This window comes from Bradyrhizobium sp. Ce-3 (genome assembly GCF_022835695.1).
Lineage (GTDB): Bacteria > Pseudomonadota > Alphaproteobacteria > Rhizobiales > Xanthobacteraceae > Bradyrhizobium.
This window is the reverse complement of sequence record NZ_BQUV01000005.1, coordinates 385,109-401,376: the sequence shown is the minus strand read 5'-3', so window position 1 is coordinate 401,376 and position 16,268 is coordinate 385,109. Positions and strand designations below refer to the sequence as shown.

Genomic DNA, 16,268 nt, shown 5'->3' with positions numbered 1-16,268 from the left:
GACGGCGCGAGTCAGGCGGCATTCGACCCGAACTCGGGCACGGCGTCCTGAAGCACGGCGCGGATCGTCACGCGGTCATCTCTCTCGATCGCATCCTCCAGCGCCGCAAGCCACTTGCGCAGCGTCGACATCGGGGGCTGGTTCGGCTTGGCCGCCATGACGCCGGCGACGCCGATCTCGAGCGTCGGCTCCTGGCTCGCGAACAGGATCTCGTTGAGCCGCTCGCCGGGGCGGATGCCGCTGAACACGATCTCGACGTCGGCGCCGGGTTGCAGGCCCGACAGGCGGATCATCCGCTCGGCGAGATCGACGATCTTCACCGGCTGGCCCATGTTCAGCACGTAGACCGAGACGTCGGGCCGCGCCGGCGTCATCGCGTGCGTCGCCGCGGTGATCACGAGATCGCAGGCTTCGCGGATCGTCATGAAGTAGCGAACCATGTCCGGATGGGTCACCGTGATCGGTCCACCGGCCTCGATCTGGGCCTTGAACTTCGGCACCACCGATCCGTTGGACGCCAATACGTTGCCGAAGCGCACCGAGATCAACCGCATATGCGGCCTGCCCCTGGCCTCGGTCATCAGGTCGTGGTCCAGTGCCTGGCAGTACATCTCGGCGAAGCGCTTGGTCAGGCCGAGCATCGACACCGGCTCGATCGCCTTGTCGGTCGAGATCATCACCATGGCGCTGGCGCCCGCGGCGCGCGCGGCGTCGGCGACGTTCACCGAACCAAAGATGTTGGTCTTGACGCCCTCGCTCCAGTCACGCTCCAGGATCGGCACATGCTTGAGCGCCGCGGCATGGAACACGATGTCGGGCTTGAACTCGCTCATCAGGCGCGTGATGCGCTCGCGATCCCTGATGTCGGCGATCCGGCCCTCGATCTCGGCGCCGGTGTCGCGCGCCGACAGCGCCTCGGTGACCGCATAGAGCGCCGGCTCCGAATTCTCCACGACCAGCAGGCGTGCCGCGCCGAAGGTCGCGACCCGGTCGCAGATTTCCGCGCCGATCGAGCCGCCGCCGCCGGTCACGATCACCGACTTGCCTTTTACCAGCGCCTCGAGCCGCGCGTAGTCGATCTTCTGGCTCGGGCGCAGCAGCAGGTCCTCGACCGCGACATTGGTGAGCCGTGGCGCATCGCCGCCCTCCAGCGATGGCAGCCGGCTGACGATCAACCCGAGCCGCTTGGCGCGCATCAGCACGCTCTCCGGATGCGCCTCCGGCTCGAACGCCGACGGCATCATCACCACGCGCTTGATCGGCTTCTGCCGGCTTTCGAAATCACGAATCACCGTCTCGATATCGTCGACCCCGCCGACCACCGGAATGTTGCGGATCATCTGGCCGCGATCCGCATCCGACGGCGAGAGCACACCGACCGGCCACAGCCGCTTGATGGCGCCGTTCTCGATGCCGCGCAGCACCACTTCGGCGTCGGCCGTGCGTCCGACCAGCAGCGCGGGCGCGGCATTGTCGGACCGGGCATGGAGGCGCGTGCGCGAATAACGGAAATAGCGATAGCCGAGCCGCAACGCGCTCAGCGCGAACACCTCGAGGAAGAAGAACAGGATGATGGTGACCCGGCCGAGGAACACCGGACTCAGCGAATTCGCCCCGGTGAAGAAGTAGACATAGTCCAGCACGACGAGTGCCAGCGTCAGCACTGCCGAGACCCGCAAGATGTTCACGGCATCGGGCAGAGAGGTGAAGCGCCACTTCGCCGTGGTCAGATTGGAGAGGTAGCTGACGACGACGCTGAACAGCACGAACCAGGGCAGGATGCGCAGCAAATGCGGCAGCCGGTCGGTGAGCAGGCTGCCCTCGAAGCGCAGATAGAAGCTCGCCAGCAACGCAAACGTCGTCGCCAGCGCGTCATGCAGCAGAATCAGGAAGTTGCGCAGGGTGAATTGTGAAAGACGCGTCATCTAACGGACAGGTTGCCGGCAACTGGGTGTTCGCGATGAGACATGTTCGTGATGAGACATGGCAGGCTGATAGCGTATCTGCAGTGGCCTTGCCAGCGATCATGGACGGACGGGCGGTTCGGGTTCCATATCAACCCCGGATCGCTCCTTCAGAACCATGCCCCCCGCGACCCCGACACCCAGCACATACATCCAGCCTTCGTGAAAGTCGAAGATGTGTGAATTAAATAACGAACTCGTAATATTCTGTACCACGACGAGAAGTCCGATCCAGTTGACGAGACCGTCGCCGCGGAACAGCAAGAGGTGCAATAACCACATCGCGTACAGGATCGCCACACCCACAATGCCCCACTGCACGGCGACGTTCAACGTTTGATTGTGCGGGTTTCCGATCACCTCGCCGGAGGCCTGGGTCATTCCGCCGGTTGCGACGCGCTCGAACAGGCCGCGCGTCGCGCCGGTGCCATGGCCGATCACCGGGGCCTCGGCAAAGAAGCCGAGCGACTTTCGCCAGAATTCGAGCCGTAAGCCGAGCGAGGTCGGCTCGTTGCGCTCCATATAGAGCTGGTAGTCGCGCTGGAACGACTCGGCGGTCCGGCGCAGTGGCGACGATCCATACCACGCCACCACGGAGAACGCGGCGGTCGCGCACAGGATCAGCACGATGCTGCGCCAGCGCAGATGCAGCAGCGCAAACACCGCGAACATAATCGGAACCGTCACCAGCGCAGTCCGCGACACCACCACCAGCGCCATGTTGGCGAACAGGCTGAGCGCAACCGCGATCAGCAGAAGAGCTGACCAAATGCGTTTGGCCCGCAGCAGCATCACGATCGGATAGGCCAGCGCGACCGCGCACAAGGTGAATTCCTGGCTCTGGTCGATGTAGTTCTTGACGAAGACGCCCTGCTCGCCCGGGGCGGGCGCCCGCAGCGCGAGGTGGGGATAGGCCAGCACCAGCCACGACATCAGCATCAGCAGCGTGCACGACACCAGGAAGGCGACGAACACCCAGGTCCCGCGGGACGAGCGCTGAAAATGATAGAGCAGGACCGGAAGCACCAGGAGCTTTGCGGTCGGCCCCACCGCGTAGAGGCGCGCGCCCCATGCGGCGTCCGACCACAGCGTGCCGACGAGCGCGAGGCAGAACAGCGCGATCGGCGCCACGCAGATCGGCCGCTTCAGCAGCGCCCAGAACGCCTTCAGATCGACCGTCGGCGCGATCGCGATCAGCAGCACCACGCCGAAGATGCCGACCAGCGAGGTCGACCATGGCAGCGACAGCGCAATCAGCACCGCGACCACGTCGGTCGTGGTGTGCCAGCGCGCCGGATCGCGCCAGGCCGGGCACGCCGCGGCGCCTGCCGGGGATGCCATGCTCGCGCTCACGCCTTGCCCTCGCGGGCCCGGGCGACCAGCGACGTCGTGCTGTGGCCCTGCAGGATCTCGACCAGCACCACCTCGCCGCCGGCGGCCTCGACGATCTCGTGGCCGACCACCTGCTCGCGGGTATAGTCGCCGCCCTTGACCAGCACGCTGGGCCGCACCTTCGTGATCAGCTCGATCGGCGTGTCCTCCGCGAAGATCGCGACGAGATCGACGGCTTCCAGCGCCGCCAGCACCTCGGCGCGGGCGCGCTCGTTCTGCACCGGACGCCCCTCGCCCTTCAGCCGCTTCACCGAGGCGTCGCTGTTCAAGCCGACGATCAGCCGGTCACAGGCGCCGCGCGCCGCGGTCAGCACCTTGACGTGGCCAGGGTGCAGGATGTCGAAGCAGCCATTGGTGAAGCCGATGCGCAGATCCTGCCTGCGCCATTCCGCCAGATGCGCGTCGATATCGCCGCCGGCCGGGACGATCTTCTCTTCGGCGGCCAGCGACGCATGCGGCAGGATCTTGCGCCGCAATTCTGCGGACTTGACGATCGCGGTGCCGGTCTTGCCGACCGCCACTGCCGCCGCGGCGCTCGCGATCCGCAGCGCGCCCTCCCAGTCGGCACCGCCCGCCAGCGCCAGTGCCAGCGCCGCGGCAACCGTATCGCCGGCGCCCGAGACGTCGCGCACCTTGACCGGCAGCGCCGGCACGTGGATCGAGCCGCCGTCCCGCGTCACCAGTGTCATGCCGCGCTCGCCCTGCGTCACCAGCATCGCCTCGCAATCCGCGAGAACCATCGCATCGGGCGCGGCCTGCGCGATGCTGTCCTGGCTGTCGGCGCGGCTGCGCGTCGCCTCGGCGAATTCCTTCCGGTTCGGCGTCAACACCGTCGCGCCGCGATAGATCGCCAGGTTGGCGCTCTTGGGATCGACGATCACGCGCTTGCCGGCCTGGCGCGCGGCGTCGATCACGTTGCGGATCACCCGCGCGGTGAGCACGCCCTTGGCATAGTCGGACAGCAGCACGATGTCGGCGCGCGCCAGCCGCGGCAGGATCGCATCGATCAGATGCTGCTCGATGGCGGGTCCGACCGGCGCGGCGAGCTCCCAATCGGAACGCAGCATGTGGGTCGAGAACTGCTCGGAGACGAAGCGCACCTTGCGCGTGGTCGGACGCGCGGCGTCGCGCACCAGCACGGTCTCGATGCCGGCCTCTTTCGCCAGCGCCTCGCCCAATGCAATGCCGGCGGCGTCCTCGCCGATCAGGCCGACGAAGATGCAGCGTCCGCCGAGCGAGGCGATGTTGCGCGCGACGTTGCCGGCGCCGCCGATATTGGTCTCGCTGCGCCGGACCGCGATCACCGGCGCCGGCGCCTCCGGCGAGATCCGCGACACTTCGCCATAGACGAACTCGTCGAGCATGAGATCGCCGACACAGAGCACGGTCTGGCCGGACATTGCACGCGAGATCGCTTCAAAATCGAACATCAGTCACCGTCATCCGCTCTAGCGATAGCGATCCGCGCGATCGAGAAAACCTTTCACATAGGCCCCGACTGCGTCTTCCAGGCGGGTAAAGCCGCCATTGTATCCGGCGCGCGCGAGACGATCGACAACGCTCTCGGTGAAGTATTGATAGCTGCCGCGAATCTGCTCGGGCATCTCGACATACTGGATGTTCGGCTGCAGGCCGAGCGCGCCATAGGCCGAGACGATCAGGTCCTTGAAGCTGCGCGCCTTGCCGGTGCCGACGTTGAACAGGCCGGACACCCGCGGCGTCGCGATCAGCCACATCATCACCCGCACGACGTCGTCGACATAGATGAAGTCGCGGCGCTGATCGCCGTCGGCGATGCCCTCGCGATGCGACTTGAACAGTTGCACGACGCGACCCGCCCTGATGTCGTCGAACCGGCGCGCCAGCACGCTCATCATCGGGCCCTTGTGATATTCGTTGGGGCCGAACACGTTGAAGAATTTCAGTCCCGCCCACTGCGGCGGCAGAGCTCCGCCTTTCGCGACGCGCTCGGCGACGGCGAGATCGAACAGGTTCTTGCTCCAGCCGTACAGGTTCATCGGCCGCAGCCGCTTCAGTGCCTCGACCGAGGCGTCGTCGTCGAACCCCTGTTCGCCATCGCCATAGGTCGCCGCCGACGAAGCATAGATGAACGGCGTGGCACTGGCGGTGCACCAATCGAGCAGCCGCATCGAGAGGCGGAAATTGGTCTCGATCACCAGATCGCCGTCAGTCGCGGTGGTCTCGGAAATGGCACCGAGATGGATCACGGCAGTCAGCCGCCGCCCCTTCAGCCAGTCGCCGAGCTCGCCCGGAGGGACGACGTCGACGAGCTGACGCTTGGCCAGGTTCCGCCACTTGCCGTCCTGCCCAAGGCTATCGCAGACCGCCACGTCGCTGCGGCCGGCGTCGTTCAACGCGGCCACGACGTTCGATCCGATAAAACCGGCACCCCCGGTTACCAGAAACATGATGAAATCCCGCCAGATTCCTTTGCAGCCGCCAGCTTTGCCCCACTCCCGCGCCACAGGCAACGACGGCTTTACCTCACATCGCGAACCGGTTACCGACTTGGCCGCGCCCGATCCGGCTTTGGCCTATTTAGAAATGAATATTGATTCAATACCTGATATCGAAACGCAGGACGACGAGGATACCAGACCTATCCTCGTCGTGCCCTATGTTTGGATCGGCGATTTCGTGCGCGGCCACACCGTGGTCAGGGTGCTCCGCAAGCGCTGGCCCAATCGGCCGGTCGACCTTTTGACCACCCGGCTCTGCGCCCCCCTGGTCGATTACATGCCCGGCGTCCGCGCCGGCATCGTATTCGACCTGCCGCGCAGCCGGCTGGCGCTGGCCCAACAGCACGCGTTGGCCTCCGAGCTTCGCAAACGGAACTATGCCACCGCGCTGGTGCTGCCACGGACCTGGAAGGCAGCCCTTGCGCCGGCACTGGCCGGCATCCCGGAACGGGTCGGCTTCTTTGGCGAGGCGCGGTTCGGCCTGATCAACGCGATGCGGTGGCGCGAAAAGCAGCAGCCGCGCTTCATCGACAAGAACGCTATCCTGGCGCTGCCCGACGGCACCGCCCGCCCGCCGGAATGGCCGGTGCCCCAGCTCCGGGTTCCCGCAGACGAGGTCAGCCGGTGGCGCCAGGCCAATGGTCTCGGCACCGGTCCCGCGATCGCACTCGGACCGGGTTCGGTCGGCGTCTCCAAACGCTGGACCTATTATCCTGAAGCCGCGCGGCTGTTCGCCGAGCACGGCTTCGACGTCTGGGTGGTCGGCGGCCCCGGCGAGAAGGCGCTGGCGCAGGAGATCACAGCCGTCGGCGGTGCGCGGGTCCGGGATCTCACCGGCACCGATCTGCGCAACGGCGCGCTGGCGATGGCCGCGGCCAGTGTCGCCATCACCAACGACTCCGGGTTGATGCACATCGCGGCCGCGATCGGCACCCCGACCATGGGCATCTTCGGCCCGACCGATCCCTATCTCTGGGCGCCCCTCAACGGCCTCGCCGAAACGGTCGTGCAGACCAGGAGCAAGCTGCCATGCCAGCCGTGCCAGCGCACGGTCTGCACCATGAACGACCATCGCTGCATGCGCGACATCGCCCCCGAAGAGGTCGTTGCGCTTGCGCAGCGCGTGCTGGCTCAGATCAGCGTGCGATAGACCTTGGCGATCGCGGCCGCCTCGGCATCGAGGCTGAACTTATCCACAACTCGTTGGCGCGCCCGCGCCCCCATCGCCGCGGCCGCTGCCGGATCGCGCATCAAGGGCTCGAGCGCCGCCGCCAGCACGTCGGCATCGCCGGGCGGCGTCAGCACGCCGGTGGCACCGTCCTCGACGACGAACTCGGCCGCGCCGGCGCGCGCCGCCACCAGCGCCGCGCCCGCCGACATCGCCTCGATCAGGGTCAGGCCAAAACCTTCATTGCGCGAGGTGAAGGCGTAGATCGTCAGCCGCTGGTACCAGCGCACGACATCCTCGATCGGCAATTCGCCCGTGATGACGATGCGCGATTGCAGGCCGGCCGCCTCGATCTTGCGCTTCAGCTCGTTGGCAAAGGCCAGCTGCTCCGGCACCACGGCGCCGACCATGACGGCGGTGAAATCGCGATAGCGCGGCAGCAGCCTGCACATCGCCTCGACGAAGACATCACTGCCCTTCTGCGCGCGCACCCGGCCGAAACAGCCGATCGCATAGCGCCCCGGCAATCCGCTTTCGGCGAAGGCCGCCGCGCGATCGGCCGGCGGCGCATAACGGTCGGTGTCGATGCCATGCATCACCACGGTGGCCTCGCGCTTCAGATAAGAGGCCGACAGCGGGCTGGTCGCGATGATCGCATCCTGGTTGCGGATCAGCCAGCGCGTCAGCCAGGTGTGATGACGCTGCGCGGCCGAGGTGAACAGCAATTTGAACGGCCAGCCGAGCGCGCGCAGCAGAAGGCCTGCGATCATCTCGTCGTTGCGGCGTGCGTGCCAGATCAGCGGCGTCTTGCGGCGCCAAAGCCGCATCAGATCGGCAAATCCGATCGCGTCGATGCCGTCCGGTCGATGCGAGCCGAGCCACGCCGCACGAAACATCTTTGCAAGCTTCGGCGCGACCATGCGGTTGGTCGCGGTGACACCGGAATAGCGCCGGTGCAGGTTGGGCACGATGAGCTCAAGCTCGCCGGCAGGTATGTTCTCGATCGGCACGCAAGTCTCCGTTTCGTGCCAGTTCCTATACGCAACATTAAGCATAGTGGCCAGTTCGGCCGCGGCGAAACCCCCTCTTCACCGCACTCCCGCTAGCATCGCCCGTTAAAGATATCGGGAGAGCTGTATCCATGACCGTGCTCGTGACCGGCGGTGCCGGCTATATCGGAAGTCACATGGTTCATGCGCTGGTCGATGCCGGCGAGAGCGTCGTCGTGATCGACAATCTCTCCACCGGCTTCTCCGCGTTCCTGCCCGAAGGTGTTCCGCTGTTCATCGGTGACGCCGGAGACGAGAACCTCGTCGAGGGCGTGATCGCCCAGCATGGCATCGACAGCATCATCCATTTCGCAGGTTCCGTCGTGGTGCCGGACTCGATGCGCGATCCGCTCGGCTATTACCGCAACAACACCATGACGACGCGCAGCCTGCTCAATGCAGCGGTGAAGGGCGGCATCAGCCGCTTCATCTTCTCCTCGACCGCGGCCGTCTACGGCAATCCGGACCAGGTGCCTGTGCCGGAGATCGCGCCGACGCGGCCGCTGTCGCCCTATGGCTCGTCGAAGCTGATGACCGAGATCATGCTGCACGATGTCGCCTCCGCCCACGGCATGAACTACGTCGTGCTGCGCTACTTCAACGTCGCCGGCGCCGACCCGAAGGGCCGGGTCGGTCTTGCCACCATCGGCGCAACCCATCTGCTCAAGATCGCGGTCGAGGCCGCGACCGGCCAGCGCGCCAAGATCGACGTGTTCGGCACCGACTATCCGACCCAGGACGGCAGCTGCATCCGCGACTTCATCCATGTCAGCGACCTCGTCGAGGCGCATCGCGCGGCGCTGTCCTATCTGCGCGGCGGCGGACAATCGGTGACGATGAACTGCGGCTACGGCCGCGGCTATTCCGTGCTCGAGACGATCGAGGCGGTGCGCCGGGTCTCGATGCGCAATTTTGCGGTCGCCTATGCCGCGCGCCGGCCCGGCGACATCATGACCATGGTGGCCGACACCACGCGGATCCGCTCAGCTCTCGACTGGACCCCGCGCTATGACGATCTCGAGACCATCGCGAGCCACGCGCTGGCCTGGGAGGAGAAACTGTTCCGGGATCGCGGGGGCTCCGCGCGACAGGCAGAATCGGCCTAAAAATCAAGCCGTTATCACGCTGTTATTATACTTGAAAAAGCCCCGCCAAGCGGGCAAGGAGGTCCGCAACCCTGACGGCCGGCGCTGCCCGCCGTCAATGGAACGCGGATGGCTCAGTTTCCAAAGAAAATTACCGACGATCCCTACGGCGCGGCGATCCTGATTCGCCGCCTGGTCACGGAACAAGGGATTACCTATTGGCGGCGCTATCTGACGGCGTTTGCCCTGATGGCCGTTGCGGCCGGCTCGACGGCCGGCGCCACTTACGTGCTCGGCCAGGTGATCAACCAGGCCTATGTCGACAAGAACATCCCCGGCATCGCGATGTTCGCCGGGATTACCGTGGTGCTGCTCTTCATCAAGGGCGTCGCGACCTACGGCCACATGGTGATCCTGTCGAAGATCAGCAACGCGATCCTGGCGCGGAACCAGCGGCAATTGTTCGCCAAGCTGATGAGCGAAAGCATCGGCTTCTTCTCGCAACGGCACTCGTCGGAATTCCTGGCGCGGCTCACCGCCGGCGCCAAGTCGATCACCGACGTGCTCAACATGCTGGTCAATGCGATCGGCCGCGACTTCCTGATGCTGATCAGCATGCTCGCCGTCATGGTCTGGCAGGACCCGCTGATGTCGTTCATCGGCCTCGTGGCGGTGCCGCCGGCGATGCTGATGCTGCGCAGGCTGGTGAAGCGGATCAAGGGGCTCGCCTACAACCAGTTCACCGGCACCGCCGACATCATGGAGACGATGCAGGAGTCGCTGCAGGGCATCCGCACCGTGAAGGCGTTCACGCTGGAAGACACCATGCAGCAGCGGATCGACGAAAACATCGCGATCGTCGAGCGCAACGCCAACAAGATGGCGCGCGTGGCCAACCGCTCCAACCCGCTGATGGAGATGCTCGGCGGCTTCGCGGTCGCCGGCTGCCTGATGTATGGCGGCTACAGCGTGGTGGCACTCGGCTCCACGCCGGGCCAGTTCTTCACCTTCCTGACCGCCTTCCTGATGGCGACCGAGCCGGCCAAGCGGCTGGCGCGGCTCAACATCGACCTCAACAGCCAGCTGGTCGGCGCGCGGATGCTGCTCGAGGTCGTCGACAGCCCGGCGAGCGAGCAGACCGACGACGACAAGCCGGCGCTGAAGCTGTCCGACGCGCGCATCGAGCTGCGCGACGTCAGCTTCGCCTATCGGCCCGGCGAGCCGGTGCTGAACCGCATGAGCTTCGTCGCCGAGCCCGGCAAGGTCACCGCGCTGGTCGGCCCCTCCGGCGGCGGCAAATCGACCGTGCTCGCTCTGCTGCTGCGCTTCTACGAGACGCGCGAGGGCGACATCCTGATCGACGGACAGTCGATCTCCCAGGTGTCGCGCAAGTCGCTGCGCCAGCAGACCGCCTATGTCGGCCAGGACGTCTACCTGTTCCGCGACACCATCCGCGCCAACATTGCCTTCGGCAGGCCTGATGCCACTGAGGCCGAGATCACCGACGCCGCCAAGGCTGCCTGCGCGCACGACTTCATCATGAGCTTCCCGCTCGGCTACGACACGCCGGTCGGCGAGCACGGCACGCAACTGTCCGGCGGCCAGCGCCAGCGCATCGCGGTCGCCCGCGCGCTGATCAAGAACGCGCCGATCATCCTGCTCGACGAGGCCACCGCCGCGCTCGACTCGGAATCCGAGAAGCAGGTGCAGGAGGCGATCGAGCATCTCTGCCAGGGCCGTACCACGATCGTGATCGCGCACCGCTTGCACACCATCATGCATGCCGACGCGATCCTGGTGGTCGAGAGCGGCGAGATCGTCGAGCGCGGGCGCCACGAAGAGCTGCTGCGGCGCGGCGGCCGCTACGCCTCGTTCTTCCGCCTGCAGCATCGCGACCCGTCGCCGCTGGCGCTGGCGCCGATCAGCGCCGCCGGCTGAGGCCTTTCTCAGCCTTTCTCAGCCCTTCTCATCCCTTGGCGGCAATGCCTGCGCGCAGCACGCGCAGGACGTTGCCGCCCATGATCTTGCGGATATCGTCCTCGGAGAACCCGCTCGACAGCAGCGCCTGGGTCACCGCGGCGATCTCGCTCGCATCGAAGCCCGTGGTGGTCGAGCCGTCGAAATCCGAGCCGAGGCCGACATGGTCGATCCCGACCAGGTCGCGAACATGGGCAATCGCCCGCGCCACATTCCTCGGATCGAGCGAGCAGACCGCGCCTTGCCAGAAACCGATCCCGACCACGCCGCCGGTCCGCGCGACACCCCTGACTTCATCGTCGGTGAGGTTGCGGTTGACCTTGCAAGTCGCCTGAACGCCGCCATGGCTCGACACCACTGGACGTGTCGCCATTGCCAGCACCTCGGCGACCGTTGCGTGGCTCGCATGGGCGAGATCGACGATCATCCCCTTCGCTTCCATCCGCTGCACCACCTGGCGGCCGAGCGGCGTAAGTCCACCCTTGGCCACGCCGTGCATCGAGCCGGCCACGTCATTGTCGAAGAAGTGCGCGAGACCGGCCATCCTGAAGCCGGCGGCATAGAGCACGTCGAGATTGCCGATATTGCCCTCGATGTTCTGCAGGCCTTCGATCGACAGCATGCCGCCAACCACCGTCGCACCGCTCTTGCGGTCGGCAAGCAGGCGGTCGATGTCTGATGGTGTCGTGATCACGCGCAGCCGTCCGCCGGACTGCTCGGCGAAGCCATGCAATTTCTCGGCATGCCACAGCGAGCGCTGCAGCAGCGAAAACCACGTCCGCGGCGGTTGCAGATCGATGATCGCGAGGTTCGTGATGGTGTCGGTGTCGGCGCCGTTGGCATCATAGTTCTGACCCTTGGGCGACTTGGTGACCGAGGAGAACACCTGCAGCGCGTAGTGTCCCTCGATCAGGCGCGGCAGGTCGATATGGCCACGATCCGATCGCACGATCAGGTCGCGCTTCCACAACAGGCTGTCGGCATGCATGTCCGCCACGTCGAGCGTCGCCTGCAAGGCCTGCGCGGCGGGCGTGATATCCACGGCCACGCGCTGGACCTTGTTCTGCCCGCGGTCGATCCGTTCCGGGGTGATCACAAAGAAGCGGACGGCAGCGGCGACCAGCACCACTGCGACCAGTGCGAGGCCGAGCGAGAGCCATTTCCGCATCGGCGTCACCGCTCCCGCGGGCCAAAAGCGCCTACGCTCGGCGGAAAGCTGGCGTCACCTCTGCGCCGGATGCAGCCACAGCCACTAGCCCTGAGCGGCGTAAGCGCGTAAATACCGCCCGCGCTCCCTCCTTCAACCCTCCGGGACCCGTTCATGAACGCTGCCTCCACCGTCATTCCGCTTCCCCCGCAGCCCTCGCTCCCCGTCGTCGGCGAATCCGGCACCTATCCGGTCCGCCGTATCTGGTGCGTCGGCCGCAACTATCTCGAGCATATCAGGGAGATGGGCAATGACGAGCGCGCGCCGCCGTTCTTCTTCGGCAAGCATGCCGACATGCTGGTGCCCGATGGCGCCACCATCCCCTATCCGCCGCTGACCAAGGACCTGCATCACGAGGTCGAGCTGGTGGTGGCGATGAAGAGCGGCGGGCTGAACATTCCCGCCGACAAGGCGCTCGAGCATGTCTACGGCTACGCGGTCGGCATCGACCTGACCCGCCGCGATCTGCAGATCGCCTCGCGCAAGAAGGAGCGGCCCTGGGAGATCGGCAAGTCGTTCGACTATTCCGCGCCCTGCTCCGCGATCCAGCCCTCCTCGAAGATCGGTCACCCGACCGCGGGCAAGATCTGGCTCACCGTCAACGGCAAGGAAGCGCAGAAGGGCGACCTCACCGAGCTGATCTGGAATGTGCCTGAGATCATCTGGCAGCTCTCGCAGCAGGTGAAGCTCGCTGCCGGCGACATCATCATGACCGGCACGCCGGCCGGCGTCTCGCAACTCCAGGTGGGCGACAAGCTCGAATGCGGCGTCGACGGCGTCGGCACGCTGAAGGTCTCGATCGGCAAGCCGGAGTAGTCTCCGGATCCAATCCACAGAAGACCGCGGCCCCGAACCAAATTCGGGGCCGTCGCTTTTTCAGAATTGCTCGTGGCCGGGGTGATTGGGGTCGCCGAAATATCCGCCACCTCCGCTGCCACCCGCACTGTCACCGCTGTAACCAGTTCCGAGATAGGGCGGCGGATCGACCGGCTGACGATGCGGGCCGCCCGAACCGCCCGGAGGCAATTTCGCGCCGACGTTCTTCGGCGGCGCCATGGGAAGTCTGCCCGCCTGCGCGGAGCTCAGCGCGGTCACGCCGAACGCGACAATGGCAGCGAAAGCAAGAATCGAATTGCGTGTCATGCGTCGTCTCCTTGAACTCGGGCCGGGGCACCATGCGCCAGCTCCGACGCCGCACTGTTCGCGCTATCGCATCGCTTGCCTGTGAGGTGGGTCACGCTCGATCCTCGTCGCTTCCCGGTGACCAGGCATTGCCCGGGAAACCCCGGACCGGAGGTCCGGGGCTTTCCGCTCTGCGCGTGGTCAGCGCATCGTGCCGGGCATGCAGGGCGGCTCGGTGAAGGGCGCGGTCGCGAACGATCCGACGTTCGGCGCGCGCACGCAATCGGTCGTCCTGCTGCTGACCGGTGTCGTCGTCGTGGTGGTCATCGAAGCATGGGCGCGCCGCACCGCAGCATTGTTGCTGGCAGCGGACGCCTGCGCCGAGTACGCAGCTGCCGCAACCACGGCAAGCGTCACGAAGGTCAATTTGGTCATTGGGGTTTCTCCGCACGATGGATGAAGCCGACCAAGCTCGGCTCCTGTGACCAATGACTGTGAAGGCGACGATTTATTTCCTCACGCGCGATCACCGAACCGCGAGCGCCTGATCACGTTTGGCGGACCGGGAATATCGCAACGACAGGGACGCTCCATGTCATCAAGGCCGCGCACAAGCGCGACGGCGACGGCATGGAGATTCTCATGATCGATCTGCGACGATCCGGCAAACAACTTGGCTTGGCCGCAATTCTGTCAGCGGCAATGGCGAGCTCCTCCTTCGCGCAGTCGGCGCTTCAGGAGCCCGGCGTATTTGCCTCGAACGAAACCGCGACGCGGCCGTGGTCGGCACCGGTCGGCCACCGCCAACCGCGCGCCGCCGACATTCCCGCTGCGACATCGACGTCGCAGCAGATCATCGATCAGGAGGATGCGATCGTCGATCGCAAGATCAGAGGTATTTGCCGCGGCTGCTAGGCGGGCAATACCACGGGACGCGGCCGACGCGCGCGATCAGGACTAGGCTCGATCGCTGCGCCGGCACGTAGCGCGGCGTCCAGATCTTGGCCTGGATGCGCGCCTCGACCTGGTCGATCGGGATATCAGCGGCCAGCCCCTCCTTGTGCGCCTGCAGTGCGACCGCCAGCGCCACGGTCTGCGCGACCTCGCGCAACGCGCTGACCGGCGGCAGCAGATTGTGCTTCGGGTTGTTGCGCGCCGGCGAGACGCTGGCCAGCGCCTTGGCGGCGGCCATGAACATGCCGTCGCTGACCCGGCTGGCGCCGACCGCGAGTGCGCCGACGCCGACGCCCGGGAAGATGTAGGAGTTGTTGGTCTGGTCGACCTTGAAGCGCGCGCCGTCGCGCGTGATCGGCGGGAACGGGCTGCCGACGCCGATCAGCGCCCGCCCCTCGGTCCACGCCTCGATATCGGAAGGCGTCGCCTCCTCGCGCGAGGTCGGATTCGACAGCGGGAAGATCACCGGCCGCTTGTTGCAGTCGGCCATCGCGCGGACGATCAGCTCGGAAAACGCACCCGCCTGGCCGGAGACGCCGATCAGCACGGTCGGCCTGGCGTTGCGCACGACGTCGAGCAACGCGACCTTGTCGGGATGGCTGAGCTGCCAGCCCGCGATCGCCTGCTTGCTCTGCACGAACGGCAGCTGGAACGGCGCGAGCCCGCCCATGCCCTCGAGCAGCAGCCCGTCGCGGTCGACCATGAAGAAGCGCTTCGCCGCCTCGCTCTCCGACAGGCCGGCATCGACCATCGCGGCGCGGATCAGGCTGGCGATGCCGCAGCCGGCGGAGCCCGCGCCGAGCACCGCGACGCGCTGCTCGGTCAGCGGCACGCCTGTCACATTGATGGCGGAGAGCAAGGCGCCGGTCGCGACCGCCGCGGTGCCCTGGATGTCGTCGTTGAAGGTCAAGAGCCGGTCGCGATAGCGCTCGAGCAGGCGCGTCGCATTGTTCTTGGCAAAATCTTCCCATTGCAGCAGCACGCGCGGCCAGCGCTTCACCACCGCCGACACGAACGCCTCGATGAAATCGTCATAGGCCTGGCCGCGGACGCGCTCGTTGCGCCAGCCGATATAGAGCGGATCGGCCAGGCAATCCGGATTGTCGGTGCCGACATCGAGCATGATCGGCAGGGTCGTGGCCGGACGCAGGCCGCCGCAGCCGGTGTAGAGCGAAAGCTTGCCGATCGGGATGCCCATGCCGCCGGCGCCCTGGTCGCCGAGGCCGAGGATGCGCTCGCCATCGGTGACCACGATCGCCTCGACGTGATCGAAGCGCGGATGGGCGAAAATCCGGTCGATGCGGTGCTGGTGCGGGATGCTGAGGAACAGTCCGCGCGGCTTGCGAAACAGCCGGCTGAATTTTTGGCAGCCTTCGCCCACGGTCGGCGTGTAGACGATCGGCAGCAGCTCTTCGAGATTGCCGACGAGCAGCGCGTAGAACAGCGTCTCGTTGGTGTCCTGCAACTCGCGCAGAAAGGCATAGCGCTCGATGTCGGTCTCATAGCCGCGCAGCGCCTCGAGGCGGCGCGAGACCTGCTCGTCCAGCGTCAGGATATTGGGCGGCAGCAGGCCATGCAGGTCGAACGCCTCGCGCTCGGCCTCGGAGAACGCCGTGCCCTTGTTGAGCTGCGGATCGGCCAACAGTTCGTAGCCGCTGAGTGCGGTGGTGGCGAAATCTGCAGTGGGCTCGGACATGGGACGGCCTTTCGATACGGGATCCGGGTCAAGACTGTAGCACCTCGACGCGAGCGACCGGAACCCGAACCCGCCGTTCTCGCCAAGTTCTTATCGGGCTTTGAGGCCGGATCGATGGCCTCGCAGCCGTTGGTGACAGCGCGATGACGCCGGTGCCGATGCCCGGATTGCGTG

14 protein-coding genes are annotated in these 16,268 nt (G+C 66.1%); 5 read left to right on the top strand and 9 right to left on the bottom strand.

Going from position 1 to position 16,268, the window contains the following annotated elements; genetic code table 11:
* Positions 1-11: 11 nt before the first annotated feature.
* The 4 genes from BRSPCE3_RS19760 to rfaD form a co-directional block, all read right to left on the bottom strand.
* On the bottom strand, positions 12-1,925 hold the full coding sequence (locus tag BRSPCE3_RS19760; protein WP_244067753.1) for a nucleoside-diphosphate sugar epimerase/dehydratase: 1,914 nt from the start codon (positions 1,923-1,925) through the stop codon (positions 12-14).
* Between the two features lie 99 nt (positions 1,926-2,024).
* Positions 2,025-3,305, bottom strand: a complete 1,281-nt coding sequence (locus tag BRSPCE3_RS19755) for an O-antigen ligase (RefSeq protein ID WP_244067752.1) — start codon at positions 3,303-3,305, stop codon at positions 2,025-2,027.
* An 8-nt stretch (positions 3,306-3,313) separates the two neighbouring features.
* Entirely contained in the window at positions 3,314-4,786 is a 1,473-nt protein-coding gene (gene rfaE1, locus BRSPCE3_RS19750; protein ID WP_244067751.1) for a D-glycero-beta-D-manno-heptose-7-phosphate kinase, read from the bottom strand.
* Between the two features lie 18 nt (positions 4,787-4,804).
* A complete protein-coding gene (gene rfaD, locus BRSPCE3_RS19745) occupies positions 4,805-5,785 on the bottom strand; it encodes an ADP-glyceromanno-heptose 6-epimerase (RefSeq protein WP_244067750.1) in 981 nt (326 codons plus the stop codon).
* A 136-nt stretch (positions 5,786-5,921) separates the two neighbouring features.
* Here rfaD and waaF point away from each other — a divergent pair, with 136 nt between their 5' ends.
* Positions 5,922-6,986 carry a lipopolysaccharide heptosyltransferase II gene (waaF, locus tag BRSPCE3_RS19740; RefSeq protein ID WP_244067749.1) on the top strand — a complete coding sequence of 355 codons (1,065 nt, stop codon included), beginning with the start codon at positions 5,922-5,924 and terminating at the stop codon, positions 6,984-6,986.
* Here the strand turns inward: waaF and BRSPCE3_RS19735 are convergent.
* Entirely contained in the window at positions 6,968-8,008 is a 1,041-nt protein-coding gene (locus tag BRSPCE3_RS19735) for a glycosyltransferase family 4 protein (protein ID WP_244067944.1), read from the bottom strand. The two genes, waaF and BRSPCE3_RS19735, sit on opposite strands and share 19 nt — an antisense overlap.
* 137 nt (positions 8,009-8,145) lie before the next feature.
* On the opposite strand from BRSPCE3_RS19735, the gene galE reads away from it, so the two are divergent.
* A complete protein-coding gene (gene galE, locus BRSPCE3_RS19730; RefSeq protein WP_244067748.1) occupies positions 8,146-9,159 on the top strand; it encodes a UDP-glucose 4-epimerase GalE in 1,014 nt (337 codons plus the stop codon).
* Between the two features lie 108 nt (positions 9,160-9,267).
* A complete protein-coding gene (locus BRSPCE3_RS19725) occupies positions 9,268-11,076 on the top strand; it encodes an ABC transporter ATP-binding protein (RefSeq protein WP_244067747.1) in 1,809 nt (602 codons plus the stop codon).
* A gap of 28 nt (positions 11,077-11,104) precedes the next feature.
* On the opposite strand, the gene BRSPCE3_RS19720 is transcribed toward BRSPCE3_RS19725, so the two are convergent.
* On the bottom strand, positions 11,105-12,283 hold the full coding sequence (locus BRSPCE3_RS19720) for a dipeptidase (protein ID WP_244067746.1): 1,179 nt from the start codon (positions 12,281-12,283) through the stop codon (positions 11,105-11,107).
* Positions 12,284-12,436: 153 nt separating this feature from the next.
* Between BRSPCE3_RS19720 and BRSPCE3_RS19715 the strand changes: the two genes are divergently transcribed.
* Complete coding sequence (locus BRSPCE3_RS19715) at positions 12,437-13,138, top strand: fumarylacetoacetate hydrolase family protein (protein ID WP_244067745.1); 702 nt, start codon at positions 12,437-12,439, stop codon at positions 13,136-13,138.
* A 60-nt stretch (positions 13,139-13,198) separates the two neighbouring features.
* Here BRSPCE3_RS19715 and BRSPCE3_RS19710 read toward each other — a convergent pair whose 3' ends face one another.
* Both BRSPCE3_RS19710 and BRSPCE3_RS19705 read right to left on the bottom strand, forming a co-directional pair.
* Positions 13,199-13,465 carry a hypothetical protein gene (locus BRSPCE3_RS19710; protein ID WP_244067744.1) on the bottom strand — a complete coding sequence of 89 codons (267 nt, stop codon included), beginning with the start codon at positions 13,463-13,465 and terminating at the stop codon, positions 13,199-13,201.
* 180 nt (positions 13,466-13,645) lie between these two features.
* Positions 13,646-13,879 carry a hypothetical protein gene (locus BRSPCE3_RS19705; protein WP_244067743.1) on the bottom strand — a complete coding sequence of 78 codons (234 nt, stop codon included), beginning with the start codon at positions 13,877-13,879 and terminating at the stop codon, positions 13,646-13,648.
* 207 nt (positions 13,880-14,086) lie between these two features.
* On the opposite strand from BRSPCE3_RS19705, the gene BRSPCE3_RS19700 reads away from it, so the two are divergent.
* Entirely contained in the window at positions 14,087-14,359 is a 273-nt protein-coding gene (locus BRSPCE3_RS19700) for a hypothetical protein (protein ID WP_244067742.1), read from the top strand.
* On the opposite strand, the gene BRSPCE3_RS19695 is transcribed toward BRSPCE3_RS19700, so the two are convergent.
* Positions 14,334-16,094 (bottom strand): NAD-dependent malic enzyme, encoded by a 1,761-nt coding sequence (locus BRSPCE3_RS19695; RefSeq protein WP_244067741.1) that lies wholly within the window; start codon positions 16,092-16,094, stop codon positions 14,334-14,336. The genes BRSPCE3_RS19700 and BRSPCE3_RS19695 overlap by 26 nt on opposite strands.
* Positions 16,095-16,268: the final 174 nt, after the last annotated feature.

Coding starts and splice junctions, on each gene's coding strand:
- BRSPCE3_RS19720 (WP_244067746.1), bottom strand. CDS start 12,283: ATGCGGAAATGGCTCTCGCTCGGCCTCGCACTGGTCGCAGTGGTGCTG.
- galE (WP_244067748.1), top strand. CDS start 8,146: ATGACCGTGCTCGTGACCGGCGGTGCCGGCTATATCGGAAGTCACATG.
- BRSPCE3_RS19755 (WP_244067752.1), bottom strand. CDS start 3,305: ATGGCATCCCCGGCAGGCGCCGCGGCGTGCCCGGCCTGGCGCGATCCG.
- rfaD (WP_244067750.1), bottom strand. CDS start 5,785: ATGTTTCTGGTAACCGGGGGTGCCGGTTTTATCGGATCGAACGTCGTG.
- BRSPCE3_RS19700 (WP_244067742.1), top strand. CDS start 14,087: ATGATCGATCTGCGACGATCCGGCAAACAACTTGGCTTGGCCGCAATT.
- BRSPCE3_RS19695 (WP_244067741.1), bottom strand. CDS start 16,094: ATGTCCGAGCCCACTGCAGATTTCGCCACCACCGCACTCAGCGGCTAC.
- BRSPCE3_RS19705 (WP_244067743.1), bottom strand. CDS start 13,879: ATGACCAAATTGACCTTCGTGACGCTTGCCGTGGTTGCGGCAGCTGCG.
- BRSPCE3_RS19710 (WP_244067744.1), bottom strand. CDS start 13,465: ATGACACGCAATTCGATTCTTGCTTTCGCTGCCATTGTCGCGTTCGGC.
- BRSPCE3_RS19760 (WP_244067753.1), bottom strand. CDS start 1,925: ATGACGCGTCTTTCACAATTCACCCTGCGCAACTTCCTGATTCTGCTG.
- BRSPCE3_RS19715 (WP_244067745.1), top strand. CDS start 12,437: ATGAACGCTGCCTCCACCGTCATTCCGCTTCCCCCGCAGCCCTCGCTC.
- rfaE1 (WP_244067751.1), bottom strand. CDS start 4,786: ATGTTCGATTTTGAAGCGATCTCGCGTGCAATGTCCGGCCAGACCGTG.
- waaF (WP_244067749.1), top strand. CDS start 5,922: ATGAATATTGATTCAATACCTGATATCGAAACGCAGGACGACGAGGAT.
- BRSPCE3_RS19725 (WP_244067747.1), top strand. CDS start 9,268: ATGGCTCAGTTTCCAAAGAAAATTACCGACGATCCCTACGGCGCGGCG.